Origin of the sequence: Paenibacillus sp. A3, assembly GCF_001399685.1 — a bacterium.
Lineage (GTDB): Bacteria > Bacillota > Bacilli > Paenibacillales > NBRC-103111 > Paenibacillus_G.
Genome location: NZ_JTHN01000172.1, coordinates 1 through 26,162, shown reverse-complemented (window position 1 = coordinate 26,162; position 26,162 = coordinate 1). Strand labels below are relative to the sequence as shown.

The 26,162-nt window shown below is 38.1% G+C and carries 24 protein-coding genes and 1 pseudogene; 5 read left to right on the top strand and 20 right to left on the bottom strand.

Features of this window, described 5'->3' with window-relative positions:
• Positions 1 to 659: 659 nt before the first annotated feature.
• The 13 genes from QJ48_RS24800 to QJ48_RS24750 form a co-directional block, all read right to left on the bottom strand.
• Positions 660 to 1,955, bottom strand: a complete 1,296-nt coding sequence (locus tag QJ48_RS24800) for a phage portal protein (RefSeq protein ID WP_054976101.1) — start codon at positions 1,953 to 1,955, stop codon at positions 660 to 662.
• Positions 1,956 to 1,969: 14 nt separating this feature from the next.
• On the bottom strand, positions 1,970 to 3,520 hold the full coding sequence (gene terL / locus QJ48_RS24795) for a phage terminase large subunit (RefSeq protein ID WP_054976100.1): 1,551 nt from the start codon (positions 3,518 to 3,520) through the stop codon (positions 1,970 to 1,972).
• A 109-nt stretch (positions 3,521 to 3,629) separates the two neighbouring features.
• On the bottom strand, positions 3,630 to 4,718 hold the full coding sequence (locus QJ48_RS24790) for a stalk domain-containing protein (protein WP_054976099.1): 1,089 nt from the start codon (positions 4,716 to 4,718) through the stop codon (positions 3,630 to 3,632).
• Positions 4,719 to 4,981: 263 nt separating this feature from the next.
• Positions 4,982 to 5,437, bottom strand: a complete 456-nt coding sequence (locus QJ48_RS38960; RefSeq protein ID WP_237763048.1) for a tyrosine-type recombinase/integrase — start codon at positions 5,435 to 5,437, stop codon at positions 4,982 to 4,984.
• Between the two features lie 48 nt (positions 5,438 to 5,485).
• Positions 5,486 to 5,701 (bottom strand): hypothetical protein, encoded by a 216-nt coding sequence (locus tag QJ48_RS38955; protein ID WP_237763047.1) that lies wholly within the window; start codon positions 5,699 to 5,701, stop codon positions 5,486 to 5,488.
• 286 nt (positions 5,702 to 5,987) lie between these two features.
• Complete coding sequence (locus QJ48_RS24780; protein ID WP_237763046.1) at positions 5,988 to 6,794, bottom strand: transposase; 807 nt, start codon at positions 6,792 to 6,794, stop codon at positions 5,988 to 5,990.
• Positions 6,795 to 6,804: 10 nt separating this feature from the next.
• Positions 6,805 to 6,966, bottom strand: coding sequence for a hypothetical protein (locus QJ48_RS38165; protein WP_193394494.1), 162 nt, complete (start codon positions 6,964 to 6,966; stop codon positions 6,805 to 6,807).
• 18 nt (positions 6,967 to 6,984) lie between these two features.
• On the bottom strand, positions 6,985 to 8,253 hold the full coding sequence (locus QJ48_RS24775; RefSeq protein WP_054976098.1) for a site-specific DNA-methyltransferase: 1,269 nt from the start codon (positions 8,251 to 8,253) through the stop codon (positions 6,985 to 6,987).
• 458 nt (positions 8,254 to 8,711) lie between these two features.
• The gene (locus tag QJ48_RS24770; RefSeq protein ID WP_054976097.1) at positions 8,712 to 9,341 is read right to left on the bottom strand and encodes a hypothetical protein; all 630 of its coding nucleotides are present in this window, start codon (positions 9,339 to 9,341) and stop codon (positions 8,712 to 8,714) included.
• 365 nt (positions 9,342 to 9,706) lie between these two features.
• Positions 9,707 to 10,132, bottom strand: coding sequence for a hypothetical protein (locus QJ48_RS24765; RefSeq protein WP_157261750.1), 426 nt, complete (start codon positions 10,130 to 10,132; stop codon positions 9,707 to 9,709).
• Positions 10,101 to 11,864 carry a hypothetical protein gene (locus QJ48_RS24760; protein WP_054976095.1) on the bottom strand — a complete coding sequence of 588 codons (1,764 nt, stop codon included), beginning with the start codon at positions 11,862 to 11,864 and terminating at the stop codon, positions 10,101 to 10,103. Before QJ48_RS24760 ends, QJ48_RS24765 begins: the two co-directional genes overlap by 32 nt.
• 23 nt (positions 11,865 to 11,887) lie before the next feature.
• Positions 11,888 to 12,073, bottom strand: a complete 186-nt coding sequence (locus QJ48_RS24755) for a hypothetical protein (RefSeq protein ID WP_054976094.1) — start codon at positions 12,071 to 12,073, stop codon at positions 11,888 to 11,890.
• An 85-nt stretch (positions 12,074 to 12,158) separates the two neighbouring features.
• Positions 12,159 to 15,680, bottom strand: a complete 3,522-nt coding sequence (locus QJ48_RS24750; protein ID WP_054976093.1) for a hypothetical protein — start codon at positions 15,678 to 15,680, stop codon at positions 12,159 to 12,161.
• 953 nt (positions 15,681 to 16,633) lie between these two features.
• Here QJ48_RS24750 and QJ48_RS24745 point away from each other — a divergent pair.
• The 5 genes and pseudogenes from QJ48_RS24745 (at position 16,634) to QJ48_RS39285 (ending at position 22,100) form a co-directional block, all read left to right on the top strand.
• Positions 16,634 to 17,236, top strand: a complete 603-nt coding sequence (locus tag QJ48_RS24745) for an RNA polymerase sigma factor (RefSeq protein WP_054976092.1) — start codon at positions 16,634 to 16,636, stop codon at positions 17,234 to 17,236.
• Entirely contained in the window at positions 17,163 to 18,494 is a 1,332-nt protein-coding gene (locus tag QJ48_RS24740) for a DUF4179 domain-containing protein (protein ID WP_054976114.1), read from the top strand. The genes QJ48_RS24745 and QJ48_RS24740 overlap by 74 nt, the downstream gene beginning before the upstream one ends.
• 334 nt (positions 18,495 to 18,828) lie before the next feature.
• On the top strand, positions 18,829 to 20,961 hold the full coding sequence (locus QJ48_RS24735; RefSeq protein WP_157261749.1) for a hypothetical protein: 2,133 nt from the start codon (positions 18,829 to 18,831) through the stop codon (positions 20,959 to 20,961).
• Positions 20,962 to 21,102: 141 nt separating this feature from the next.
• Positions 21,103 to 21,903, top strand: a pseudogene (locus tag QJ48_RS36225) (IS3 family transposase).
• 74 nt (positions 21,904 to 21,977) lie between these two features.
• On the top strand, positions 21,978 to 22,100 hold the full coding sequence (locus QJ48_RS39285) for a hypothetical protein (RefSeq protein ID WP_272948157.1): 123 nt from the start codon (positions 21,978 to 21,980) through the stop codon (positions 22,098 to 22,100).
• Between the two features lie 333 nt (positions 22,101 to 22,433).
• On the opposite strand, the gene QJ48_RS39280 is transcribed toward QJ48_RS39285, so the two are convergent.
• From QJ48_RS39280 to QJ48_RS37060, 7 genes are all read right to left on the bottom strand, one after another.
• Positions 22,434 to 22,565: a hypothetical protein gene (locus QJ48_RS39280; RefSeq protein ID WP_272948156.1), complete on the bottom strand. Its 132-nt coding sequence runs from the start codon at positions 22,563 to 22,565 to the stop codon at positions 22,434 to 22,436.
• A 572-nt stretch (positions 22,566 to 23,137) separates the two neighbouring features.
• The gene (locus tag QJ48_RS39275; RefSeq protein ID WP_272948155.1) at positions 23,138 to 23,266 is read right to left on the bottom strand and encodes a hypothetical protein; all 129 of its coding nucleotides are present in this window, start codon (positions 23,264 to 23,266) and stop codon (positions 23,138 to 23,140) included.
• Positions 23,267 to 23,301: 35 nt separating this feature from the next.
• Positions 23,302 to 23,754 (bottom strand): aminoacyl-tRNA hydrolase, encoded by a 453-nt coding sequence (gene pth2, locus QJ48_RS24715; RefSeq protein WP_202813845.1) that lies wholly within the window; start codon positions 23,752 to 23,754, stop codon positions 23,302 to 23,304.
• Between the two features lie 294 nt (positions 23,755 to 24,048).
• Complete coding sequence (locus tag QJ48_RS24710; RefSeq protein ID WP_237763045.1) at positions 24,049 to 24,609, bottom strand: hypothetical protein; 561 nt, start codon at positions 24,607 to 24,609, stop codon at positions 24,049 to 24,051.
• Positions 24,610 to 25,038: 429 nt separating this feature from the next.
• Positions 25,039 to 25,509, bottom strand: coding sequence for a hypothetical protein (locus tag QJ48_RS24705; RefSeq protein ID WP_157261748.1), 471 nt, complete (start codon positions 25,507 to 25,509; stop codon positions 25,039 to 25,041).
• A 24-nt stretch (positions 25,510 to 25,533) separates the two neighbouring features.
• Positions 25,534 to 25,737 (bottom strand): hypothetical protein, encoded by a 204-nt coding sequence (locus QJ48_RS37065; protein WP_157261747.1) that lies wholly within the window; start codon positions 25,735 to 25,737, stop codon positions 25,534 to 25,536.
• 20 nt (positions 25,738 to 25,757) lie between these two features.
• Positions 25,758 to 25,991, bottom strand: a complete 234-nt coding sequence (locus tag QJ48_RS37060; RefSeq protein ID WP_157261746.1) for a hypothetical protein — start codon at positions 25,989 to 25,991, stop codon at positions 25,758 to 25,760.
• Positions 25,992 to 26,162 lie beyond the last annotated feature (171 nt).

Genomic DNA, 26,162 nt, shown 5'->3' with positions numbered 1-26,162 from the left:
CAAGCCCTGAAGATACGATTGCAATTCCTCGTTTTGTTTGTTGTCCTCGATACATTGTTTAACTTGTTCCAGATCCATTTTCATAATCTCCTTTGTTGCCCATTCGACTCTGCAGAACCGAACACGCATTATATTTATTTTGAGAGCAGTTTAATGTCGTGCTCAGGACAACAATGTAACGTGTTAGAAATCGTAAAAATGGAGAAAAGGTACAAACGCCTTAACAACTCATTTTTGGTTATTATTAACCCTTGATTTATACGGCTTTTTCACACCTCTAAAGCGTTACATCAAGACGTTTTTGTCTCAACTTTCGAACTCGTAATCGGATGTTTTCCTTCCTCGTCTTTTCCCTACACTGTTCACAGTAAGCTTGACGATTGGAATTAGCCGAAAACGGATCACCGCATTTCTTACATTTCACTTTCGGCTTCGCTGTCTTTACTTCAGTGTCCATATTCCGTTCGGATTTATAGTCACGTTCCAGCTTTTCATCAGTTGGCAATACCCCGTCTTCAAAATACGGGCAACTTGGTAGCTGATCATCTTGTTTAAAAAATACGCATGAGCCATCCTTCCAGCAGCAATAGTTGGAGATTCCATGCTTATCCCCAAGATAAGAGGCACAATTATGTTTGATGAGTTGTTTGATTTTGTTTTTATTGTGCATTCATTGAACCTTCATTTCCATTTTCTTTACGTTGTTGTTCGGCATGGTATTTGTTCAATTCCAGCTTAGGGTTCTCGACAAAGGGAAGCAAAGTAAGCAGCGTTTCTCGAGATACCACATCTTGTAGCTTTACGATTACATCAGCTAATCCCGGCAAATCTGTAGGCAAGTTACGAGTGAACTTTACGGCGATATCTCGGTAATCGTATTGGATGCCTTCCTTGATGTTAAGGAACGTGAAGAAATTTCGTAGACGCTGCTTGATCGCTTTTTCCATCAACGCTTCACGTATCGCCACTCGATTTTCGAGATTCAGCAGCTTGTTTCGGAGAGCGAGGGAAGATGTGTTCGATGCCCAGTTTTCATTGAAATTAACTTGGTCCATCATGTCGAAGATTTTACGTTCAATGTTGTCCAGCTCGTTTTTCACAAACGTATCGTTAATCTCTTTCGTAAGCCAAGAAACTTTGCCACCGGCAGGAACCTGAATGATGCCCATTTTCTTCATGTTCATCAAGTCCTCGGCTTCAAGTTTGGCATTCTCGATGACCAGATACGCATTGCGATGATCTGCAATCTCATTGACCAAATCTGAATTCAACGCATTGTACGCATCAAATAAAGAAATCACATCTTGGAAGCCGCTTTTCCTTTCTGTATTGGCCGGACAGGAGATAAGGGGGACTCTTCCGAAGATGTGATTGTGTTTGCCGATATAATTGAGCTTGGGAAATTTGCTGTTGAGATTGTCGTTGTTGGCGATTTCGTAATGCAAAATTTCGCTGTCGGTATAAACGTCAAGGTAAATTGTCTTATCGAATTTGCGTGTGAATTTGTGAAGCCCCAGCAGAACGTTGCACTCTGCAGTGCCATCCTCCAGCACATAAGCGTTCAAAGGCGATAATACGGTTGCTGAAAACTGGCCATCGGAATCAATGTAATTCAACTCGAAGCTTTCACCGAATATTTCACTTTGTTTTCTGAGATTGATGTTATGCTCCTTATCCCAGTGACTCATGTGCAGATCGATTTTATGCGCGATTTCATCGTGATCAGATTTAGATACATAGTTGACTGGCTTGCCAAGAAGATAACCTGTTTCATTGTCCACGAATTTCTTGGGAAAGTTGAAAATAAGTTTACGATTGCTGCGACTTTCCTGCATGGCATAATCTTTGAGAATGGCATGCTTGCCGTTGTAGTAATCGAAATATTTTTGCTTGGTTAGCGCGGCGCTGTTGAGTTCGTTTAAGCATTCTAATATGATTGATTCGGTGATTTGCATGGCTATGACTCCTTTCAGAATAATAAACTTCGATCATAAAATTTCAGACTTTTCACTGCATGGATCAATTGTACAGCCCCATAGAGCGAATCGGGAGCATCATCAAACCGACAATTTCGATTGTAGTCCTTCACTTGATTGTTGTAGCGGATGTTCGCAGGATTAAACAGGATATGGCCCTTCTTAATCTCTGGTTCCAGACTGATTATCCGTTCGTGTTTCTGTCCTTTGGAATTCACACTTTCAACTAGAGTGAATATTTTGACCTTCCAAAGTTGCTCCTCAAACTTTTGCTTCATATAACTCTGTGCCTGATTGACTTCAAAGCCAAGTTTATCAACTGGAAATATACGCAGCTTTTCGATTGCCACCTGAAACAAGTCATCCGGTAGCAGTTTATAAACATTACTGTCAATCACGTAAAGCTGTTTTGTTTTTCGATGCTGACCTAATATGGTGATAGCAGAGTAATCGTTCTTCTTACCAGCTTTGATAGCTGGATCGATGTACATGGCAATCTCCATTTCCGCAAACTCAGGTAGTCGATCCCAACACACGATGTTCTGGAAGATATACTCATCTGTTGAGCGGGGATCGTTTTGTAATTCTTTATAGAAACTCTTTTCACCCATGGCTTGCTTTTTGCACATGAGATAGTAATAGTTCAGATATTCGGGCCAGAGTATCTCCGTCCCATCCAGCATTTCTTGTTGATATGAACGAAAAAAAGACAGAGCCGTATTGACCCTGTCTTCGTCCTGCAGGTTATTGTATAGTCGCTCCCATTCAGACCATAAATCGTCACGTTCAGAAAATTGAATGACAGCAGATTTACGAATGCTTCTGACACCGGGAATCTTGCCTTTCAGCAAGTCAGCCATCAAGTCTTCTTCATTTAATATTGTGCCGCAGATCAGAATGTTCGTATCCTTTGTTCCGATAGGGAGAATGACATCGGTAAACGTACTTTTAATCTGTTCTCTTTTCGCTTCGGATCGTGCAGTGTCTTCCTTCAGCAGGTCATCCATCAGAACAAGAGTAGGTCGATGATGTTTATAATGGATGCCTCGAAGGGAACCGTCTATACCACGAATCATGATGCAGGAATCGAGTCCACTTTTACTGCGAAGCCATATTTCATTATTGTTCCAGCGGCTTCCTTTACGAATGCCGAAATCCTCAATGAGCATGGTGTTCGTCTCAAGCTCATCCTTCAACATATCGAGGAATGGCAAACAGATCATTTCCGTCGCTGATACAATCAGAGTAAATTGAGATTTATCATAGAGAGTAGCGTACAGTGGAAATAAAAAAGAACTGATCACACTTTTACCATGGGCACGAGGTACGCCAAAGGCAGTGATTAGTTCTTTACTGGATAGCATCAATTTTAACTCGTCAAACATTTCTCGGTGAAACTGGCCGAATTCTCGATCAAAGTATTTCGGGAAATAGCACAGGGCAAAGAATTCGATATCCATCTCTCCGATTAATTTGCGGAGTTCGGAGAAGGAGAAGGCTTCAATAAGTTGCTTGATTTTCGGAGGCTTGAAATGCTGCTCCATATACTGTTTAAGTAATTTAGTCTGTCGATCTTGTTCAAAATTTATATTTTCAATTGTAGCTGCTCCTTTCGTTCATCTGAAGCGATTCTCGTTAGGCGAATTGTAAAACTTAGTATGTAATATTTATAAGATTTCTTTCGTGATTCCATTGAATTGACGCGTTTAGAGCCTCGAACAGAAAACGAATAGGTACAAATGCTTGTTGATACATCTCGTCAATAAAGGGAGGTTCGTTAAGCTCAACCATTTTATTGTTTATGTATGCACTCTTACTATCAACGGTAAGTTCTAGCTGATTCTTATCTTTGGTTATCATGATGGAACGAGTACTTTCTTTCCATTCAAGATTTAGATGAAGCACTTCACTTATTTTTCGAAGTTGAATGAACGTAGTGCCATTTTTAGATGATATTGAGATAGGTAGAATTTCTCGATTGTTTATTATCACACGTACTGGGCGGGGCTTACTTTCTTCTGCAACTTCAACTTCCTTTTCAATCAAACGTGCAGCTAAATTCGCATGTTGCTCCGTCAGTTCCTTGGACCACTGTACGTATCTAAGCTTTTGAATATCTAAAAGCTTATCCAAATCGTCAGCTTCAACGCCCGCCATATAGACGGCTTGTAAATGCGGCATCCCTGGCAGGCTGTTCAGGCTTTTTATCGGATTATATTGTATTGAGATCAAATACAACTGTTTGAGATTTTCCAACGGAGTCAAATCCGTAATGTGGTTATCTTCAATTGTTAAAGACCTGAGGTTTTCCAATGTTGCCAAAGGCTTAATATCCTCTATTTCGTTGCTATCCAGTATAAGCCATTCGATACTTGTTTTTCCGGCCAAAGGAGAGATGTCTTTTACTTGAGTGTGATGAATGTATACATCGTAAAGCTTATGCAGTGAAGCTAGTGCGGAGATATCGCTAATATGCGCGTAATTAATTGCCAGCGACTTGAGATTTATTGCATATTCTAACCCTTCAAGTGTCTGGGCATTGCCTTCAATCCATAATTGAGTCAGGCGTTCCAAATCAGATTTTGTTATTTCATAGGATGAATCCAGTTCAAGTTCTTTCTTTATTGATTCTTCAATCACAGGATCCTTAATAATCTTGTTTGCTGCAATTGCTTCCTTTTCATTGGTTACTAAAGAAGCCCAAAGAGATATAAAGAGTGCTAAAAGGATGACTTTTTTCATGTGCATTTTCCTCTACAATGTAATAGATTACATGATTAAGTGGTGAATATAAAAGAGGACTCCGACTTTCCTGATTGTACCACAATTTGTTGTCTTTTGATCCGACAAGAAATATCTCATTATTTGTGGGTGTTCGTGGTATTTAACTATAAGGTTATATTTTTACTATGAATCCATCAAAAAAATTTCCGCAGCCTTTGCTGGCGGCTCCATTTTAACCGTTAGAAGTACCCCTCCCATGAAACAAAAAAAAGAGTGGCTCGTCACCACTCAATATTCATCAATGCCGTTTCCATATCTTGCTGAGTTGTCAATGTATAGATATTCGTAGTGGATACATTATCATGGCCCAGTATTTGTTGAATCGTGGTCAACGGAATTGTCTTGACCAGCCTATATCCTAGCGTATGGCGTAGCATGTGGGGAGTAACCTTCACCTGAATTCGATCACCGTATTTCTTCAATATTAAATTGATTGCGTTTCGTTCTAATGCGCCGCGCTGCCCGATAAATAAATATTCAGACTCGTTGTCTGGTCTGACTTCTATATATCGTGCGAGTGCTTTACGGACATCCTTGTTAATAGGTATCGTTCGAAAGGAGTTTCCTTTACCGAATACCTTCAATGTTCCTTTCCGATCTGACAATTCTATATCCTTCAGCCTAATTCCAACTAATTCGCTTACCCTGATACCGGTTCCGATTAGCAGTTCAATCATACAGATATGCATCCGATTGCCCATCCGGTGGATTTCATTCCGTAGTTTCTACAAATCCCTGTCCTCTAGCCCTTTATATTGCCGGATCACCTTGTTTCGTACCGCTTCAATATGAATGGGTTCCTTAATATAGCCCTGTTTGAGCATCCATTGACAGAATACGTTGATGCTGGCTATCTTCCGGTTAATCGTAATGACCTCTAGCCCAATGGCTTGCAGATACTTCTTGTATTCTACACCATCAAGTTCGATCAGTTTGTCCAAGCCATAGTTCGTCTTGTCCTTGTACTAATCCATGAACTGCAAAACGTCTCTTATGTAGCAGGAAATTGTGTTCTCACTCCGGTCTTTGCTACGTAAATGCGTCTCATACGCTTGTAAATACTGCATTTCGCCCCCACCTATCGGTTCATTCTGTGACATGATACCGTTGGTGGGGGAGACAATCAACTCAATACATAACTTATCTTATGCATCGATTATGGCTAATTTTGGGGTATTATTCCGGCAGATACCGGCGTTTATCTATCGAAAAACTGACGACATAACCTTATTGAACATCCTCATCCGGCTCCTCGAAGCCATCATCTACCGCTACCGATTCCTCCAGCATTTCACCCTCTGCTTCAATGACATCGGCTTCGATCATATCAAGAAATAGTTGTTTCCGTTGCTGCTCTAACGCTTTCGTATCGACGACGATCTCGCGGCGGTCATTCCATTCGTTCGGGGCGCGATTCTTTAAATAGAAGATTATCGCGGTTGGGTTAGGGGGCTGATGTCGTTTAACCTTCTCAATTCGGGTACGCTTCTTTCCGTTTTTGTCCTCTTCGACAATCGTTTTAATTTCTTCATATTCATACCCTATAGCAGCTTTCAAAAGCGAATTTTCCACGCGAGAAATTGTAACAGACTTGCTCCATTTAACAAGTTCTGCAAGCATCGGATGTTTATCGATATACTCGTACCAAGTTGTTTTTCCAATGCCGAGATTTTTGATTATATCCTCAGTGTTCATACCTTCTTGAAACCATTGCTGAATTTCCGTTAATCTCGGATACACATGGGTTTCCCACAGGGTTGGACGTTCTAATGCTTCAGCAAATTTCGGATGCTTACGTCTATAATCTCCAAGCGTCCATATGTGAATATTTAATCGCTTAGCAATCTCCTCATCGGTTAATCCTTCTCGTACCCAAACGGGGATATCCTTTAATCTTGGAACAACAAATTGTTCATATTTCGTCAGTATTTTTGGCTTATTCTTTTTTGGCGTAACATCGTTCTTTCCCATCGTCACCTCACCTCCAATCAAATTGAAAAGGGGAGAGCCGTTATCAGCCATCCCCTTGATCATTACGTTATCCTTAATCTTCTAACTCCGCTTCGTAAAAATGCTCAATATCCTTAATCACCTTTTGAATCCGCTCATTATCCTCCCGAGCTTCTTCTTCCCTAAGTACGCAAATCTTTTCGGCTTGCATCCTCTTGAGGAACCGAATCACCATCTTCACTTTTGCCTTACCCATAGGATCACCTCTTTCGGTTTAGTCAGCACATGATACCTCTGACCTTTCCGACTCAGCAACGATTCCTTGGTAAGGAACCTTTACACCATCTCGAATCAAGTATACGCCGTTATCGTTATCAACGTGAGCGATATACCGATTGACAATGACATCTGCATATTTCGGATCAAGCTCCATCGTATAGCAAACTCGATCTGATTCCTCGCAAGCGATTAGTGTAGAGCCGGAACCTCCAAATGAATCGAGAACGATATCGCCAATCTTGCTTGAGTTTTTAATTGGATAGGAGATAAGGGGGATCGTTTTCATTGTTGGATGATGCTCGTTACGGAAAGGTCGATCAAATTGCCAGAGCGTTGTTTGCTTACGGTCGCTATTCCAATAGTGTCCCGCAGTTGGTTTCCAGCCGTACAATACAGGTTCATGCTGCCACTGATAATCTTGCCTTCCCATCACGAAAACTTGTTTAGCCCAGATACAGCATTGTGCCAACTTAAACCCCGCTTCGATAAACGCCTTCCGAAAATTCAATCCCTCACTATCCGCATGAAAAACATAAATACTGGCACCATCGTCAGCTACCTCATACATGCGTTTATATGCTGCCAATAAAAACTCGTAAAACTGATCATTGTCCATTTTGTCGTTTTCGATCTTTAGTGCATCTTTCGTTTTGCCTGTATAGTCCACATTGTAGGGAGGATCAGTCACAATCAACCGGGCTTTCTCCCCATCCATCAACGTTGTCATATCCTGCTCGCTGGTGCTGTCACCGCACATTAACCGATGTTTACCTAATATCCAAACGTCACCTTTCTGAGTGATCGGTTGTTCCGGCAATGCTTCATCGATATCGAAATCATTTTCATCTGGTTCATCGTGTTTATACAGCTCATCTAATAATTTCTCAGCTTCTGACAGATCAAAGCCGGTAAGCTCAAGATTGAAATCCTCATGCTTCAACTCATCGAGCAGGGAGGAGAGGGCATCAAAATCCCATTCGCCAGTAATCTTATTGAGTGCAATGTTCAAAGCTTTTTCTTTCGTTTTATCAATATCGATTAGCACGCAATCCACTTCATCGTATCCGAGAGCCTTCAATACTTTTGCTCGTTGATGACCTCCAATGATCGTGTAATCACTGTTGACTATGATCGGCTCGCAATATCCGAACTCGTTAATACTATTCTTGATTTTTTCAAATTCAGGATCTTCCGGCTGTAAATCCTTCCTTGGATTATAGTCTGCATGAACCAGTTGATCGATTTTTAATTTGATAACCTCCACTTACATTCTCCTTTCAAATTAGAAAAGAACTTCAGCTAGCTACCGAAGTTCTAAAATTTCGTTTTGGTGTTAAAAAATTTAGGTGGTTTAAAGCGCCATCTTGATTCATCATACTGAATTTGATATGTCCAGTACTTTAAATTGTTGTACCATTTCAATTTCTTCACCTCGTATTATTGGTTAGTAGGGGATGAGATTAATAAATCAACTGCGTCCTGTTTCGATCATAAAAAAAGAACCGTACGAATACGGCTCATAATTGATTTAGCATCACAGGGTCATAAATTTTTTCACAACGTAATTGCCTCTCTACGGGCTGACAAGCCCGATCGTACAATTCATACAATTAAATATTACATGAAATGAGAATATAGTATAGCAATCGGTTCTTTGGTCAATTTATCTATTAATTAGCAATTAGTTGCCCCACAAAGGACAGCAGAAATACATTTTATCTATTACAATTCACTTTTTTTCTTTTTAAACACCAGTACAAGTCCAACAACCACAATGAACACACCAAAAAACACCTCAACAAGATGATACTTAATTAAGCGATGATAAGCCGCTGTAACATAAACTAGCTTATTATTAAAATCTAACTTACTCATTGCACCTTTTAAGTTTACGTTTTCGATTGGCTTATTACCTTCCCCAATCTTATTAAGTTCCATATTGGCATTTGAAAATTCCTTAGTTAATGAACAGATGCTTGTATGTAGAGTATTATTACTGTCGTAATTATTAGCAAATACTAGATAAGTTTGACCAACTTTATATTCATTCCCACAAGAAGATTCTCCACCAAAATTAGTATTCACGATAATTTGTGTTTGAGAAGTTCCCTTCCACGTTTGTTCTACATTAAAAAGAATTGCTTCTCTGTATTCAAGAATCCCATCCACATCAAATATCTCTTGTTTGGCTTCGAGCACCTTACCAGAAAACACAGCTTTGGCTTGTTCTAATGCTTTATCGGGGTCTGGTTTATAAGCACAACTACAAGCATAGGATTTAGTTGGAAATATGGAACTGATACAGCAAAATAAAACCAATAATGAAAGTGCGTGAATCAAATATCTTTTCATATGCTCAACCTTCCCTAATATCGCATTTTAAACCAATAGACGTTTGTTTTAATCTAATGTTTCAAGATTCAATAGAACGTTGGCACAGAAAATCCTGCTACCACAATGGAAAGCAGATTACATTTCATCATTCATCTCCGGGCAACGATGAACCTGTTGCTTGGTCGCACCACCAATCCAAGGAAGAGCACCTTGGATATGGCGGATGCGTAAATTGGATTTTTGCAATAATTAGTGGCGGTTTACTTTCCCCAACCTGAGTATAACGAGGAAACGGATCTAACTTCCTCTAAGGAGTGGTTTCAATTCTTAAAATCTTAACTTACACTGTTTCTTATATATATTATTATAACAAAGTGTGCAAGTTAAGGTTCTTGAAGAGGCGAGGACACGGTTAAACAATACAAATAGAGGTCTTTCCCTTTGCCTTTTAGTCGTGAAGTTTTAATTTGTTTAGCGGCAAATAAGTTTTTTATGTTTTTCTTTTTGACGAGTCGGCTCCAGTAAGTATCTGTTATTTCTAATTGATGACGTATTTGCTTAACAGGAACAGGATGTCCATCCCACTGCTCACTAATATATTGATACAAGAGTTTTTCCTGTTTATCCTCGCCTTTTTGATGATGCTTCTCCAACTCAAACCCTGGAATCGTCACAACATCAAATTTACATCCTTTGAACCTTTGGGCTATCATCTCCTTCAGCCGGGCTTCTCCCCCAAATAAATAAATGTCGACGGGCTCATTGGAACTAAAATCTCTAACTTTCGTTCGAAACACCTCTTGTTCCAAATCGACCCATCAATCGGCGCATTTCAAAAATATTGATATTATCATGACCGAAGCGACTGTTTATCCAATCAAACTGGATATAACCTTGGACTTTCTTCATGTCGGGTTCACTTAGTAGTCGCAATTCATCCAATTTTATAAAGGTATACATAAATGCTGCTACCGTTTCATCAGAGGGAAGACGATTCCATCCGATCTGCACCATTTTACGGCAATGTTGAAACGAATTTTTTCCTTTTGTATTTCCGAAGTAAGGGATTATACTTTTGCCGTTCTTATCTTTATCAAACACCACATTTTTGTTGTTTTTAAGCAACTTGTTGAGTTGCTGATTAACGTTCATTTTTCCACATACTTTATAAGAAACAACATATACAGGCTCTTTGAAAGTTTTATTAATCCAATCCGCAACAACTTTCAGTTTGGATTTGGACTTTTCAATGGCGTTTCTGCTCATATTTTCATTGATAATATGAAACGTAAGATTCGTGTATTCTTTATAGTCATCAATATTAAAATGGACGAATTCGGCTGTATAGCTAGGATCTCCTTCCCCCGTAGCATCAAAAATATAGGTTCTGAAGCTTTCAATGTGGAATTTCTCTTTTGGAAAAATAGATTTAAAATAAATTGAATTGAATGTATTACAAAATAGTCCGCCAGACTTGAAAAGCAAACGAATGGCACTTAATTCCTCCGAAAATTGATATTTGAAGTAACGGGAAAACAACTGTAAAAACCTTTCGTCAAAAATATCTTCATCGTTGAAGATTATCCTGCTACGGTATTCCTTATACTGTTTTTGCAGATCTAAAATTCTTCTGTTGACTTCGTGTAAAACATCTTTCAAATACATTTTGTTGTTGCTGTCCTCAACCGGATCGAGTATTGTAATTTCATTAACAGCTTTAGAAAGCTCTAACAACATCGTTTCATCCACGTTAATATGTTTTTCAAGGACAGGCTTCTCATCAATGAGAATTATTTTTCGCGAGAGTGGTTCCTGATAAGAATTATAAGTCCTGAACTGATCTATTTTTTCAGTTCGATAATATGAGAACCTCTCGTTGCTCATAGCAACTATGGGACTATTATTTTGTTCAAATCGCTGCTTAAATACCCAACAGTCTTTATAAAATGAACAGTTGCGGGGTGTACAGCAGCCAGAATAATACTCGGTCACACCGTTTAAACAATTTTCTTTATTCCAGCCTTCCATGACATAAATCCAGTCTGCTTGATTGAATTTGCTATAGTAACCAAACTTTTCACGGATTCTTTTTTGAGTGTTCTTCAGGTCATTAATTCGATCACTAACAATGATCATGCCGAGATCTAGTTCGTTTTCATTTTCATGAAATACATCTATTTTTCCAATTATCGTTTCTAAGATGGAATAAATCATCGTCGATTTGCCGAATCCAGCCTTCGCAGGAATTACAACGGATTTATTGGGAAACTTCAGCTCACTAAATATAAGCCGCGCACAGTCAAGCGAAAATTGCTGTTGTTTTTCAGATACCTCTTTTTGGTATGCGGTTTGGAAAGTGGTAACAAAATGGGCAGATATATCCGTTGCTAAACGATTTACTTTTTTTTCATCCACAATTAGATCATCTATTTTGTAAGAATCAATACTCAAATTAAAAAGAGATTCAAAATACTGTCCATTTTTATATTCGGTGTTATATACGACATTATTATAAATTTTCTTCTTTGTTGGTCTCTCCATACGTTAAGATCACCTGTCTGCTTTTAAAGCAAGTTCGCTTTGAACTGGTTATACTTGCTCATTGTTTCCCTTAGTTTGGGGGAATCGTTGAATATGTAAATAACTCGATTCCGATCTTTCCAATCTAAACGTTCAGTTACTTTTCCAAATCCGTTAAACATTAACCATCCAGCTCGGGATTGAGTGATTACAATCGTTTCATTATTCATGTACGACCTCCTTAAGTCAAAATTATCGGAATACAAATTACAGATACTCCTCATTCCGCTCTACCGGCTGACAAGCCGGATCAGATTAACATTTCATATCAACCACACATGTTATGGAGGCGTTAGTGGTCTTCACAATTGTCTTAATCGTGAGCTGTGACCCCAAGAAATTATCCAGCGCGGTATCGCCTTTTTTCCGAGCAATACTGAGTCCTTCAGCGACACCAAGCCATCCACGATCATCAAATATGGTGTACGTGTTACCGACAATCTTTTCGGCCACTATTTTCGGCTCCCACGGTTTCTTTTCACTGCTCAGCAATGTCACTTCATAATCGATGAGATCGATCAACGCTCGATCCTGCTTCTTGAGATATTTTTCAGGGATACTCATGTCTTTGCCTTCTGGGAATTCCAATACGTAGGCTTCATGTTTAGTTACCGCACAGTAATATTCACCCAACCATTCAAAAGCATTCGAATCATCACGGTTTGTGGATTGAATGTACAACTTGTCCCAGTCTTCATAGTTCAACTGGATATTTTGCAAAATACCTTCGCTGGCAACAACCCAACAGAATGAATAGTTTTGATTCTCATTCTTCGCTTTCGAATCCACGTAGGTCATTCTGACGGAAGCCGTAGCAAGCAGGGAGGGGCAATCACAAATTTGCTCAGCTTGTTCCCTGGTCTCCTTGAATAACTCAGCAAACTTCTCATCAATTTCTTTCCGCAATCGTTTATGTTTTTCGTCGCTGGAATATTGATTCAGGCTCAACTTCTGTTTCGTTAGCGTTCTATTTTTTTGCAGGAATGAAGCATAAGTGTCCTGCAACACAGCGATGGTTTGATCAACATAGGTTGTATCCAGATTAGGGTTCTGAAAAAAACGATAAATATTTTCAAACTCATGTCTCTGGACTTTACGATCTGTTTCTTCAATCATGATCCTGTGTATATACTTTTTGAATTTCGCCATCTCCTGCGAAAAGCTATCCAGAGCAGAGATATGCTTCATATCTTTGTTGTAGTCGTTACCGTCCTTAAATTTCATGAATTGCGGTTTCCATTTTCCAAATTGATACTGAATTACATCAGGAATGACAACTTTGTCGAACAGTCCGGATTTGGAAGCATCAATACAAAGTGCTTGTAAATGTTTCATGATGGCAATCGGCAGTTTGTATTTGACTAAGTCCTGTTCCGAGTTGGCTATATTTTCGATTGTTGTATTTATATCTGTTATTTTGCCTGTCTTGTCCTCAGAGCGAATAATAAAATCGATGATGTTTCGTTTTGTCCATTCCTCTGATTCGGCAGTTGATTTATCTGCATCGTTAATTTGAACAAGAGAGTCAATGACATAATCCCGAAGGGTAACGCTGCTTTGGGATGGAAACCGTTCATTAAAATATAGCTTCAGCCGTTCATTGAACAATTCGAGCCTGTTGTTACCGTAATCTTCGCTACCGGTATCTTGAACGATATCATTGTAATTTTGCATATATTCAATGGCGGTGTCTGCCCAATTCGTATCCGTATCAAGCACTAATAATTCATCGCCATCGCGGTCTGCACCCCCGAGACGATCAGGTTCCGTACCGAGCGGGAGCTGGACAATATTAGTAAGGTGACGAATGAATTCAACATCTTCGTTCTCATAATCTACGAATGTAGTCCGAGTCAATTCGCTAAATGACATAATCGGATTTCGGGCCAAAATTCGCTGGCCTTTTATGCTGCCGCCGCAATAGCATTGCTTTGAACCAAGAAAGCCTGTATACATCCATTCCTTTTTATCTTCTGCCGCGGCATAGGAAAGGAAGGCTAAAATATCTTGCGTTACATAGAGATACTTGGCTTTCAGATAAAATTTCCCCAAACACATTTCATCGATTTTATGATCGATCACGTCTTTGATCGTTTGCATCACTTTATGGTCAAAGACAAGCTTTTTGTTAAGGTGAATGGCTTTAATGGCATCACTGCAATTTTTGCCCAGGTTGTTATCCGAATTCTCTTTGAAAACCTGATTCAGAAAGGCTTCAACATAAGCGATATCGTTCCAGTCGGTTTCATCTTTGCGGTAGATGCTTAAGGTTCGATGTATCATATCTCCGAGTACATTAGAAAAGCAAAATATATCTTGTAAGCGAATGTTTAGCGCTAACAACAACTGATATGAAGATTTTCTATACGTTTCATGAACAGGCTTGGCAATATTTGAAATACCAATAACATCGTAACCATGATCAAGAAGCTTGGACTTGTAATCTGAGATAGAAGGGAAGAGCCAGCGTTTATCTTCTGATCCGTCAGGCTTTGTTCCCACCACTTCCAGCTTGGATTTGAACGTAGACTCTGTAGCCAGAATGTCGATTTTTTCGGTTTCATGCCATTCATTGAAAATATCTTTAATTTTTTTGACTCGGTGTTTTCGGAAATATCCTCGAAAATCAACACATGGGAAAAATCCTTTTATTGAAGGCAGTCTTAACTGATAACCGGTTATGGGAAAGTCGGTTTGTAAAAATTGTTCCATCCGCTGGCCTAGTTCTTTGCAAACCAATCCCATGCCATCGAAAACATTTTCCATTACTTTATGGGCCTTCACTTCTGCTAGTTGTAATCCTGTAGACCACTCGGTAATGGGAAAATCTTTTTCCTCATAAGGCTCCGTTTGCTCAAACGTCCATACTGGGACATGGGTGCCATCTTTTTTGATTACTTTCCATTGAGGATCGATGAGCGCATCTAATCGTACTCGTCTGCCTTCTTTCCTCCATTGACCGACCGTTTTATATTTTTTGTCTCTGCCATTTGGCGCGATGGGAAGTTCGATTTCTTTTTCTTTGACTTTTTCTAAAATCATCAGACGCTGTTTGTCATATTCTTTTTCCGTAGCAATGAAGGCTTGAAGTTCAGCAAACTTACTCTCTTCTTCAGGAGTACGATGATATGGTTTGATCATCTCCACATCTTCAATGACAGGCACTTCTTTATCTGGGATGATGCAAATTGTCAGATCCTTCATCTCCACAGGGAAAAGATATACATCTGTTGTTGTTAACGCATTACGAGTAAGGTTCTTGGATACCGTACATTTCGTGGGTTCTGTTCCTAAAGAGATATGGCGTTTTAACTGGTCAACGTATTTGTCCAAAATAAAAATTTGCCGACATTCTTTATTCTGAGAGCTTGATAAAACATTGTCCAAGAATACAAATTTTTGAACTGATATAATATTTCCTTTGGAGTCGTGATAATTTGCTGTAAAACCTTCATTCAGAAGTTTGGATAGCTTTTCATTTGTTTTGGCTGAGCGATCTCGACCAGTTTCAATCGTTATAATAGGAAGGGCGTTCTTCTTGATTTTTATTGGAGTTCCGCTTTTCGATTTCACGAGTGAGCCATCTTTATTTTTCTGATACTCGATAATGGGTTCATACTTACGTTTCATAATTTTCTCGTTTAAGATGTAGTACATGAGTGTTTCCGTTGCGAGGGTAGCTGATTCTAAGTTGTAATCCAACGAAAATTTCGTTCCATCCGATTTAATATGATCAAGACTATATTGCCAAATGTAGTACCGACGTTTCTTAATCAAATTGATCTGCCCTCCAAAGTTAAAAGTGAAAGATGATAAACCATCATATTAAATTGCTTGTTTAGCTAGGGATGAATGTGCCCATTTTGGTCTTGGCTTATGAACATCCCTTATGGGGCAAGGGATTCAGGGCGATTTATACCATTTCGCATCCCAAATTTTAAAAATAAAATACGAAAAATGCGATAAAACTATTGCGTAATTTACTAATGCGGTATATACTGTGGTTATCTTGAATAATGGAGTAGAGTATCACTTCCTTATTTGGGAATGAAAAATTGAGTATGCCGATTATAGGCACACTCCTCATAGTAACATTTGGAAAACTACTGCATCAAGTAGTTTATTTTTGTTTATAGATAACAATGGTTGTTTACATGCAACGAAGAACCGAAGGCGATTTGCTCTCGGTTCTTTTTTTGTTATGAGGGAGGATGGTCGCCGTTATATTATTCCGTATATTCTCCTGTTGGTCTTGAACTGATGTGTTATTTTAAAGGTTGATGACTACACAAAGAACCCCTATATCTTAGGGGCGACTAAAAATGATTGGTAGGGATTGAGGTTTTTGAAAAGAAAAATTGACGAAGTGGATGACTATAAGATTGTCAGGATTGCACAAAAATATATATTGGTAAAAGGGGGCTGAACCTTATTAAAACTAAAGTTAATCATCCATATGTATATTTTTTTATGGAACCGAATGTAGTTATTGTTTATAAAATTGAAAACAATAACTATCTAACTGTATCTGATTTGAGTGGAAAAGGTGAGTGAGGTTTCCCCGTTAATAATTGTTGCAGTTTTTTACGTTTATGCAATATTACATTAGGGCCATATACATCCGCAGCCTCCTAGGGGATTACTTTCCTATGTGGTTGTGGAAAATTTTTATTAATAATGAACTTTAATAGCCTCTGCGATCTCTTATCTATGGAAAGGGGTGAGAACGTGTGAGTGTAAGCCGTCTTGTCAAACAAGCCCAAAAAGGAAACAAGGAAGCTTTATTACAATTAATTATAGTCGAACAGGACGCTTATTATCGTCTTGCCTACAGCTATATGAGAAATGAGCATGACGCGATGGATGCAATGGAAGATATGATTGTTGCGCTTTATGAAAAGCTAGATCAATTGCAAAAGAGCGAATCCTTCTATAGCTGGAGCAAAACAATTCTCGTCAATCGTTGCAAAACGATACTTCACAACAAGGAACGATTTATTTTACTGGAAGATGAGCGAGAACTATCATTTGTTGAAATAACTGACGATAATCCATATCGCTATACGGAGTCTGAGATGGACATGCAGGTGTTGCTCTCTCATCTGAATGCACGGCAGCGGGAAGCGATCGAACTCCGTTATGTACATGATCTTCCGTATCAAACGATTGCGGACATAACTGGTGCACCAGTTGGCACAATCAAATCAAGAATTTCGCAAAGCATACAAAAACTGAAAGCCATAATCGGAGGTGATCGTTATAAAAACAATCGAGGAGAGACTACAGGAGCACAGGCAGACTCTAAATATCGTACGGGCTCCGTTAGAACTTGAGGGCAGACTTCGAAATGCACTTGAGCGTGTTCCCGCTAAGAAAAGAAACGTGAATAGAGTGATGACATGGGTTGCATCATCAGTTGCAGCACTTCTTCTGATTGCTGGAACTTATCAATATCCTGCATTTGCTTATTACGGAGATAAGTTGCTAAATAAAATCGAGCTGAACACTCTAAGCTTTTCTGAAATGGAGAAGCAAGGATACGGACAAACGGTCAATAAAACCAAAACTCTTAATGACGGTACTATCATTACCATAAACGGGGTTATTGCGGACGAAAACGCATTGCTAATGTATTACACCATTGATCGACCCGCTGGCTCCGTATTTACTGACAATAGTATTCTTCGTTATAGAGTGGATAAGATGCAAGGGTTCTTGACTGATTCAGCTGTGAAAGAGGGAAGTGGCAATTATAGCAAAGACAAGACCCAGTTCAAGGGGGTATATAAATTCGAGCCAGTTAGTCCGTTCTCCAGAACATTAACCGTTACATTCAGTGAGCGGCTAGATAATGGGGAACGGGCATCATATCCGTTCTCCTTCAAGTTTGAAGCGAATAAAGCGATGAACAGTATGCTTAAAAAGAACATTGCAAAATCAATTTCTGTCGATCAGGGAACTGTCCACTATGACTCCATTACAGCTTCACCAACCTCAACCATCGTGAAAGGACATTATAAAATGGATTATGAGGGATTTCCGAGATTTTCAGCTGAAACAAAGCTTTATGTGAATGGAACAGAAGTGAAATACTGGGGAATGCGGTCGGAGAGTTCCGCTGAAAAAGGCATTCCGGAATTTGAAATTGAATTTGATGTGCTTCCAACAGACAAGATAGAGACCATTGAACTTGTACTCGAAAATTTCACTGGATATCAGAAAGTAGAAGAACCCATTTCGCTAGCCTCACCATCAGATAAATCCATCGAAATTGGCGATGATAAGGTATGGATTCGAAGCGTCACAAAAACCGATATAGGCTATGATATTGTTATCGCCAGAAAACAATTTACAATCCTTGAATCAAAAAATTTATCCGTTCAAGCTGGTGGTATTGTAGTTCCTGTATCCTCAATTTCGGACTCACGTCCGTGGGACCTTAATAACGGTAACATCCTTTGGGAGCAGACGTATTCTTTTAGTACAATGGAGAAGCCAGAACGCCTGCTGCTGGACGGATTTCGCTATATTAAAACCTACAACAAGAAAATATCCATTCCTTTAGATAACAAAAATAGAATCGGAAGATAGACACTTTCTTTTCACAATCCCGTCTGACTTGCTCCTTGTGTTCCATCACAGTGCCCACCACTTTTTCCCTCTGCCAACTAAAAGTGAACTAAAACATCCAACAGTAGTAACTGGTTGGATGTTTTAGTTTTTTTTTTATGGTTTTCAATATCGAGCAATGCCAGACTAAGCCCTGCAAAGAGTTACCTAATAACGTAACAATCACTTAAAATCCGCATTTTATGAGAAAACACATGAACAAAATATACCTTACTTCACATCACATCAACAGAGGAAAATATCTTTACTTTAAAGAATTAATAAAAATATGAAAATAGAAAGGTGTGGATATATTTTGAAAAGGTCAATTGTATCAGTAGCATTATTCGCTTTATTGTTTTTGAGCTTAGGATTCAATTTTATTGGATCTAAAAGTGCTTATGCATCAATTTCAAGTGCATTTCCGTATTACATTGACTCAGATACAGGATCAAAGGTATATCAAATAACGAATCAAGACGGCTTAAATTCGATTACTTATTATCACCAAAACCCGTTTATTGATAATGATTGGCTCTTAGTCAAAAATTTAAACAATTCACTGGGACAAGGTTATGAATATTCCAAGATTAATATTCGAACTGGTATAAAAACGATTGTTGCAAGCAGAGGTACCGCGAATGGTGATAATGTTTTCCGTGATAAGTTGTATGCATTTCATTTTATTAATGGAAATAACGGAGGAGATGCTTGGTTAGGCAGATTAGATCTAAATACTTTACAGTGGGAACACTTTGTCTATCGTGATCACTCTGAAGATTTTTTCTTCGCTGGTGGTATTGCTGTAAATAACGACCAAACCAAAATTATTTGGAATGAGCAATCTAAGTCTAAACCCTATCGATTTAAAGTACAATTATTTGACATGACTTCTAGGCAAGTCTTCACTCTTTATGAGGGGGCAGATCGTATTGAGCATATGGTATTTTCCCCTACCGACCCACATTTGTTCACGTATATAAACCAAGATGCTGGGTTTAAGTTGGGGCGAGTTGGCATAGGAGATGCAAGTCAAAAGAGAATGGAGCCTCTTAAATTAGAGGGTACATACTGGACATATCCATATTTTAATATGGCACATCCATTCTGGTCTGTGGATGGAAAACTTTATTCTGACGTCCTATGGCATCCAAATAATCCTATGGGGACGTATAATTTAGTGTCATTTGATTTTACTGCAATAGATCCTTTTGGAATAGTACCATCGAGTAAACAAACAAATAGATTTATAGATAACTATTATTGGAATGCACATTTTAATAATAATAAGTCTTTACTATCAGATTGGTTTGTTGGGGATGGAGATCCTGGGAATTCAGGAGGACAACTGTATACCAATATTTTCAATATCCTTCCTTCAGGAAAGGTCAGGTTTACTCCTATAGCTAAAATACAAGGTGTACTACCATCTGAAGTTAATCCATGTGCTCATTTACTTCCAAGTAGGGATGGGGTGGTAATGACATGGAACCATAATATAGGTTCGTTTAATTCAGCACAGAATGTCTTCTTAGCTGAGATTAGCACTCAATTACAGAATGAAATTATAAGTTCTGAGACACCTCAATTACAGTGGCATTTTGATCAAACAGGAGATCTTGAGGGGTGGTCAATGGCTCACGATATTAATGGAAATACAAATGAGTGGAGATTGGATTTAATGATTAACGGTAATGATCCATTCATTCTCTCACCTGAAAATTTGAATATTGATGCTGTTTCCAATAGATTCATTAAAATAAGAATGAAAAATAGTACAAGTAAGACGTTGGGTCAAATTTACTTCATTACTGAAAATGATACTAACTGGGACGAAAATAAGTCTGAGTCATTCTCAATCCTTCCAAGTAATTATACTGATTACACTGAATATATAGTTGACATGGGAAACAACAAAAAATGGATAGGAAAGATAAAACAACTGAGAATCGATCCTGTAACGACAGGTATGATTGGCGAGACTTTAAGTATTGATTATATTACTATTTCAAATCTTTCAGCACAAAAAAATTGGAACTTCAATATTAAAGGGAATGATGAGGGATGGTCAGCATTTAATCAAATGACAAGGAATGTTTCAGATGGTATTCTTAGTCTTGAGGTGACTGGAACTGATCCTTATATGATTTCGTCAGATTACTTGAGTATTGATGCAGTTAACTTTAAATTTATGAAAATTCGATTGAAAAACAACTCCAATAAGTCTTTGGCCCAGTTGTATTTTGTTACCAACTCCGATGGCACTTGGGACGAAGCAAAATCTGTAGCTTTTCCTATAAAAGCCAATAGCGATTATACAGACTACATAGTAAATTTATCATCAAATAGTTCTTGGTCTGGCACAATTAAACAAATACGTCTTGATCCAATAACAACTGGGAATATAGGTGATAAACTTTTCATAGACTACATTAGAATATTGGATTAGATGTTCGCCCCCATAATAAGAGAGTACCTAATTTCCCTAGGTACTCTCTTTTTCATAGATGGGTTTTGATGCTAGACTCAATATTGGACACGGAGAACCGAGAGTGCGAAAATAAAAGCATCCATAATCGAGGTGTCCGACATGACGAAAAAATACGACAAAGAATTCAAACTACAAACCGTTCGACTCGTTCAAGAAGAAGGGAAGCCGGTGGCGCAGGTAGCCCGTGAAATGGGACTGCACGAGAATACGATCTATCGCTGGATCGCTGAATTTAAACAGGACGGCAGCGGAGCGTTTCCCGGTAGTGGGCAACTAAAACCGGAAGACAAGGCCATGCGTGATCTTCAGAAGCGGATTCGTGACCTGGAAGAGGAGAACGAAATTTTAAAAAAGGCGATGCACTACTTCGCAAAAGACCGGCGCTGATCTATAAATTCATCAACGATCACCGCTTCAAGCTCCGTGTCGCGAAGATGTGCGCCGTATTTGGAATCTCCCAAAGCGGTTATTATGATTGGACCCGACGGAAAGAAAGCGCTCGAAGCAAACGTCATGAGCGGCTTAAAAAGCAGATTCGGCGGATCTTTTTTGACCATAGGCGCCTGTATGGAAGCAAGAAAATCTGGGAAGCCCTGAAGAAACAGGGCATTCAGGTAGCCGAGAAAACCGTTGCTCGAATCATGAAGGAGTTCGGCTTGAAATCCCGAACAGTCAAGCATGAGCCGCAAAGGGAATTGCTACGATAACGCTTGTATCGAATCGTTCCACAGTGTGCTGAAGAAAGAGCTCGTATATTTGGAGAAGTTCAAGACCCGTAAAGAAGCTAGAGAACGGATTTTTGAGTATATCGCGTGCTTCTACAATGGAAAGCGAATCCATTCCTCCATCGGGTATTTTACACCCAATCAGTACGAACGTATGTACCGCCCTGCTGCGTAATTCTCTCGATTCTATGTGTCCAATCTATTGACAGTGGTCCAATGTTTATGAGCGAATTTAGTGAGAGATATCATGTGAAAACGAAAAAAAAAGAAGACGTTGTTGAATTACTAAAAAAAGCAGAGAAAAAAGGTTATGTTTTTGAGGAAGCTAATGGATGGGTTGCATTTGTATGCAACGGAAACCAAATGTCATAAAAGAATTGGTTTTTAGATCCAGAAGTCTCACTTGATGATATCGAAGCTATTTTTATAAATGACGATGAAGATGCAATTTTTGGTGAGATCCCTCCTGCACATCAATTTTTCTGACTTAATTGGCTTAGTAAATGTAGAGTGGGTTTCTTTCGATTGATTACTTAGAGGGTCGCGAATTGGAGGATGGCATATTTGCTGTAAATAATACTTGAATACAATAAAAGGTCAATTTCATTGGAGTGTAGTTGAAATGAATAACATTCCTCAAATTGGGAGTTCGATTTTTTTGTTTTAGAGCGAAGAGTGAATTTAAAGTTCATGATGTCGTGTTCTTTACTTAGCAATTATTATAGGTAATACATTTGTTAGAAGCAAACCGATAATTCCTGATCCAAAAGCAAGTGCGAGGAATATATACAAAGGTTTTGCTGACAATCCAATATCAACACCATCAAAAGGATTCATAGTAATCTCCTTTAATTGTTGTAACGATTCCCCTTATTCGGTTAACGGCCTTGTGGATACTAAAATGCTCAATCCGAGATCTTCTCCGTGGTCCCACATTTTTACCCATGGATATGTATTCTTAGGCAGCACAAACTCTCTTTCCTCTAAAGGCTTGATTGGAGAGTCATCAACTATGCAGCCATGATTTACTGTAGCTGGATGAATTGAAACTACCCTGCCTGTATCGTTATAGTATACAAACTTCATTTTGAAACCGAGCCTCCTAAATGCCAAATTCTTTTAACCAAGTTCTGCTGTCATCATACAAATTAATACAAGTAAACTCACCATTATTAAAATCCATGTTTTATTTAGATTTGAATATCCCAAAAATTATTTAACAGAATGATAATCCTTATTCATAGCTGTATTTGTATTTACTAATAATTTCATTTAATGAATCTAAATCACCCCTTAAAGAGTCAACTATTGTGTCAAATTCACAATGCAAGTCAATGTGTTTCTTCCAAAATTCCCCATCAATGCGTACAACAGCATATAACAAGTCTCCGATATATAGTTCACCTGAATTAAAGTGGTTCTTTGCGCAATTCATGAATTTTTTGTATCATTCCTGTTGATTGATTTGGAGCCTTCCCCCAATCGTTTTTTTCTAATTCGTTCAAACACTTTCTAAAATCTATATCCTGTAACTTCATAACATATTTCCCTCTTTTCTAATGAAACTTCGATTTCAAAGTAATCTTAAATGACCTGTTATCTCGTCCACTTTATCTCTATATCCAAGAATAGCTAAACATGTATCTGTTTTTATGCCATTAAACATGGTCAGTCCATTATCTGTTATTAGTTTAACAGCTTGATCGCTACTTAATGCATTCTTGTAAATGTCATGCAATTCTTCAAGACTATTGACGGATACGCAAACTTTAACAAATGATTCATTTAGCCATTTTTCTAATATCAATCTATGGTTTTGATTATTTCTTTTTTGAATATCTAGAACAATACCAAGGCTGGCATGGCTCCCTTGTGCAACATACTTTCCTTTGGTCATATTCAAATCTTTTCTCATTACTATTACCATTTTTGTTTCACTTGATTTTTTCTCCACTATCTTTAACTCCTTTTTAAGTAAAAGTTCTATTTCATCACCTGTTGTTCCATTCTTCAATGCGCTCTTCAAGTTCAGGATCATCTTCATCAATGATCGATCTGTTCTCTCCACAGGCACATTCCCAATTTATACGAACTTCTGAGTTGCATACAAGACAAAGTGGATTCTCATTTTTGCGTTCATATTCAGGCAAGTCTTTGTATCGATTATAAACAAAATCAAAATGAGACTTAACTTCTCTATCTGTCATAGAATACATCGACATAACATAATCGATTCCTTTTCTCAACTGTAACCAATCAAGCCTTTCTTTTCTAATTTTCGGCTTAACTATCTTAACCACCACCTGATAAAAGATTCATTTCATTTAAAATAATAACTACTAAAATTATCATCAAAACATTTTTCAGTTTCACATTTAATTTTGTACCAAGCACCGGCAACACTTTGATTTTCCTGTATGAGTAGTTTTTTGCCACAACGGATGCAGGTACTCGTAACATCTCTGTCTTGTAGATACTCTTTAAGATACACTTCAGCATGTTCTATTCCCTTAATTTCCAACTCAAGTGCGCTGTCACTAATATCAAACTCTTTCATATCACCTCTGCTGGCAGATATTGATCGCGGAAATGCGCCAAAACCTCCGACTAAATCACTATGATGGATACTAATTTGTCCCCCTCCTCGCTCGAATAATTTTATAATTGGTTCGTATATATCATGATATTTAATGGCTAGTGGGTTCCCGTTATCAATTAAGCAACACCACTCAAGATAGTTGAAGCAAATTGCTTTAATAATCGTTAAGTTAATGTCCTTGAGATTTGGACAAATTGTAAGCAAGTTATCATAGTCGAGAATGGGTTCTTTATTAATTAATCTCGACATTCCCAGGAAAATAAAAGCACTGTCCTTATTCATAAACTGCAACAAAACTCCAACTCTACGATAATACTCGGCAATTAATATAGAATCTGCTTCATATTCCCCTCTGGATCTTACCTCTTCATATCTTTTATTTGAAATCCCAATGTATAGATTGGGGTCGATACTCTTAATTCTCTCAACAGCCTCTTTGAACTCATAAAACTTCCCCCGATTTAGTGTTCATGTCCAAATGAAAGACTCGTTTCAATGCTTATGAAATGTCATGTAATCAAAGTCATGTTCAACATAGAAATCAATGTTCTGCTCAATTAAATACTTTTCAAACTCTGGTGCTAAACCATCATCCGAAATAACAAAATAACCGACCCTCATGAACGTTTCAAAATTCATATGTAGGATGTCATCCAAGCTTTTACCTGCACCCCTATTCCCTTTAAAAGAATTGTTTTATTTGTTTCTATTCTAAGGCATTTTCATCGTTCTCCAAGGTGATCCGGAATTATACTCAGTAATGAACCAACCAATTTCATTCTTTTCAATGATAACCTTATCATAATAAGTCTTTTCATTTCCATACCCATCCAATGCAATAACAGCAATCTTTGCACTTCTTTTATCTATTCCACTCCATTTCACACTCTTTATATCATACCTTTTTATTTCGCCATACCAATGTCTATCATTATTTAGTAACCCGTGCGCCAGAATAGCTTTGTCTTCATTGGTTAAGTCAGGATTTTGGGAATATTTGCTGAAGTCCGTGTATTTATACATATTACAATAATCTTTTTCGATAAAAATGCCATAGAATCCATTTATAACTGGAATAACGGATTTACTATCCATATCTTTAATCAAATATATCCAAACAGCAGATAATGCAATCAATAGAGACAATGCTGAATAGCATATTTTCCTCATTCCAACCCCCATGTAGAATTAATCACCATGAAAGTATTATTTCAAGGCATCTTCAATTATCCTACAGATGTCATCATCAACTTCTTCGTTTTCTGAGTTAAAATGAATCATACCATACCATTTATTTATTATTCTTTCCCAATCTTTAATAGGCAATGTTATTGTTATATTCTCATCCAATGAAGCTATCCCTCCAAATAAAATATTTGATTTATCGGCTAGCAATATAAGCAAAATCAATTGTCGGCATGACTTCTAATTTACTCACTATCTACCCAATTAAACTCTATACTTTCGCAATTTAATCTCTTTCTTATCCATGCCTCAACTTCTCTTTTCGAGTAAAGATTAATTGAAGAGGTATATACTACCTCTGACTTTTGCATAATCTCAACTTCGAATAGAAATTCATCATATGATGGGGAGTAAATACGATTTACAGTAATGGTATAAGGAATGTTATTTACAACAACCTGAGAAGTCCATTCATCCATTCCAGCACCTCATATCACATTGAAATTGTTGTTTTATTGTCTCTCTGAACTCTTAACGAACTTTATCATCAATACACCATCTTGCAGCTCAGCAGAATAACAATTTTCGTTTAAATTTTCAGTTGAAAATTGATATTCGAGAATTGCATCTACCATTTCTTGAGTGAGTCT

What these genes read in the sequence shown, in the direction of transcription:
- QJ48_RS24800 (WP_054976101.1), bottom strand. Translation starts at nt 1,955, where the DNA reads ATGCAAATCACCGAATCAATCATATTAGAATGCTTAAACGAACTCAAC.
- terL (WP_054976100.1), bottom strand. Translation starts at nt 3,520, where the DNA reads ATGGAGCAGCATTTCAAGCCTCCGAAAATCAAGCAACTTATTGAAGCC.
- QJ48_RS24790 (WP_054976099.1), bottom strand. Translation starts at nt 4,718, where the DNA reads ATGAAAAAAGTCATCCTTTTAGCACTCTTTATATCTCTTTGGGCTTCT.
- QJ48_RS38960 (WP_237763048.1), bottom strand. Translation starts at nt 5,437, where the DNA reads ATGATTGAACTGCTAATCGGAACCGGTATCAGGGTAAGCGAATTAGTT.
- QJ48_RS24780 (WP_237763046.1), bottom strand. Translation starts at nt 6,794, where the DNA reads ATGATCAAGGGGATGGCTGATAACGGCTCTCCCCTTTTCAATTTGATT.
- QJ48_RS38165 (WP_193394494.1), bottom strand. Translation starts at nt 6,966, where the DNA reads ATGGGTAAGGCAAAAGTGAAGATGGTGATTCGGTTCCTCAAGAGGATG.
- QJ48_RS24770 (WP_054976097.1), bottom strand. Translation starts at nt 9,341, where the DNA reads ATGAAAAGATATTTGATTCACGCACTTTCATTATTGGTTTTATTTTGC.
- QJ48_RS24760 (WP_054976095.1), bottom strand. Translation starts at nt 11,864, where the DNA reads ATGGAGAGACCAACAAAGAAGAAAATTTATAATAATGTCGTATATAAC.
- QJ48_RS24755 (WP_054976094.1), bottom strand. Translation starts at nt 12,073, where the DNA reads ATGAATAATGAAACGATTGTAATCACTCAATCCCGAGCTGGATGGTTA.
- QJ48_RS39280 (WP_272948156.1), bottom strand. Translation starts at nt 22,565, where the DNA reads ATGAATCCTTTTGATGGTGTTGATATTGGATTGTCAGCAAAACCTTTG.
- QJ48_RS39275 (WP_272948155.1), bottom strand. Translation starts at nt 23,266, where the DNA reads ATGAAGTTACAGGATATAGATTTTAGAAAGTGTTTGAACGAATTAGAA.
- QJ48_RS24710 (WP_237763045.1), bottom strand. Translation starts at nt 24,609, where the DNA reads ATGAATAAGGACAGTGCTTTTATTTTCCTGGGAATGTCGAGATTAATT.
- QJ48_RS24705 (WP_157261748.1), bottom strand. Translation starts at nt 25,509, where the DNA reads ATGGGGGTTGGAATGAGGAAAATATGCTATTCAGCATTGTCTCTATTG.
- QJ48_RS37060 (WP_157261746.1), bottom strand. Translation starts at nt 25,991, where the DNA reads ATGGATGAATGGACTTCTCAGGTTGTTGTAAATAACATTCCTTATACC.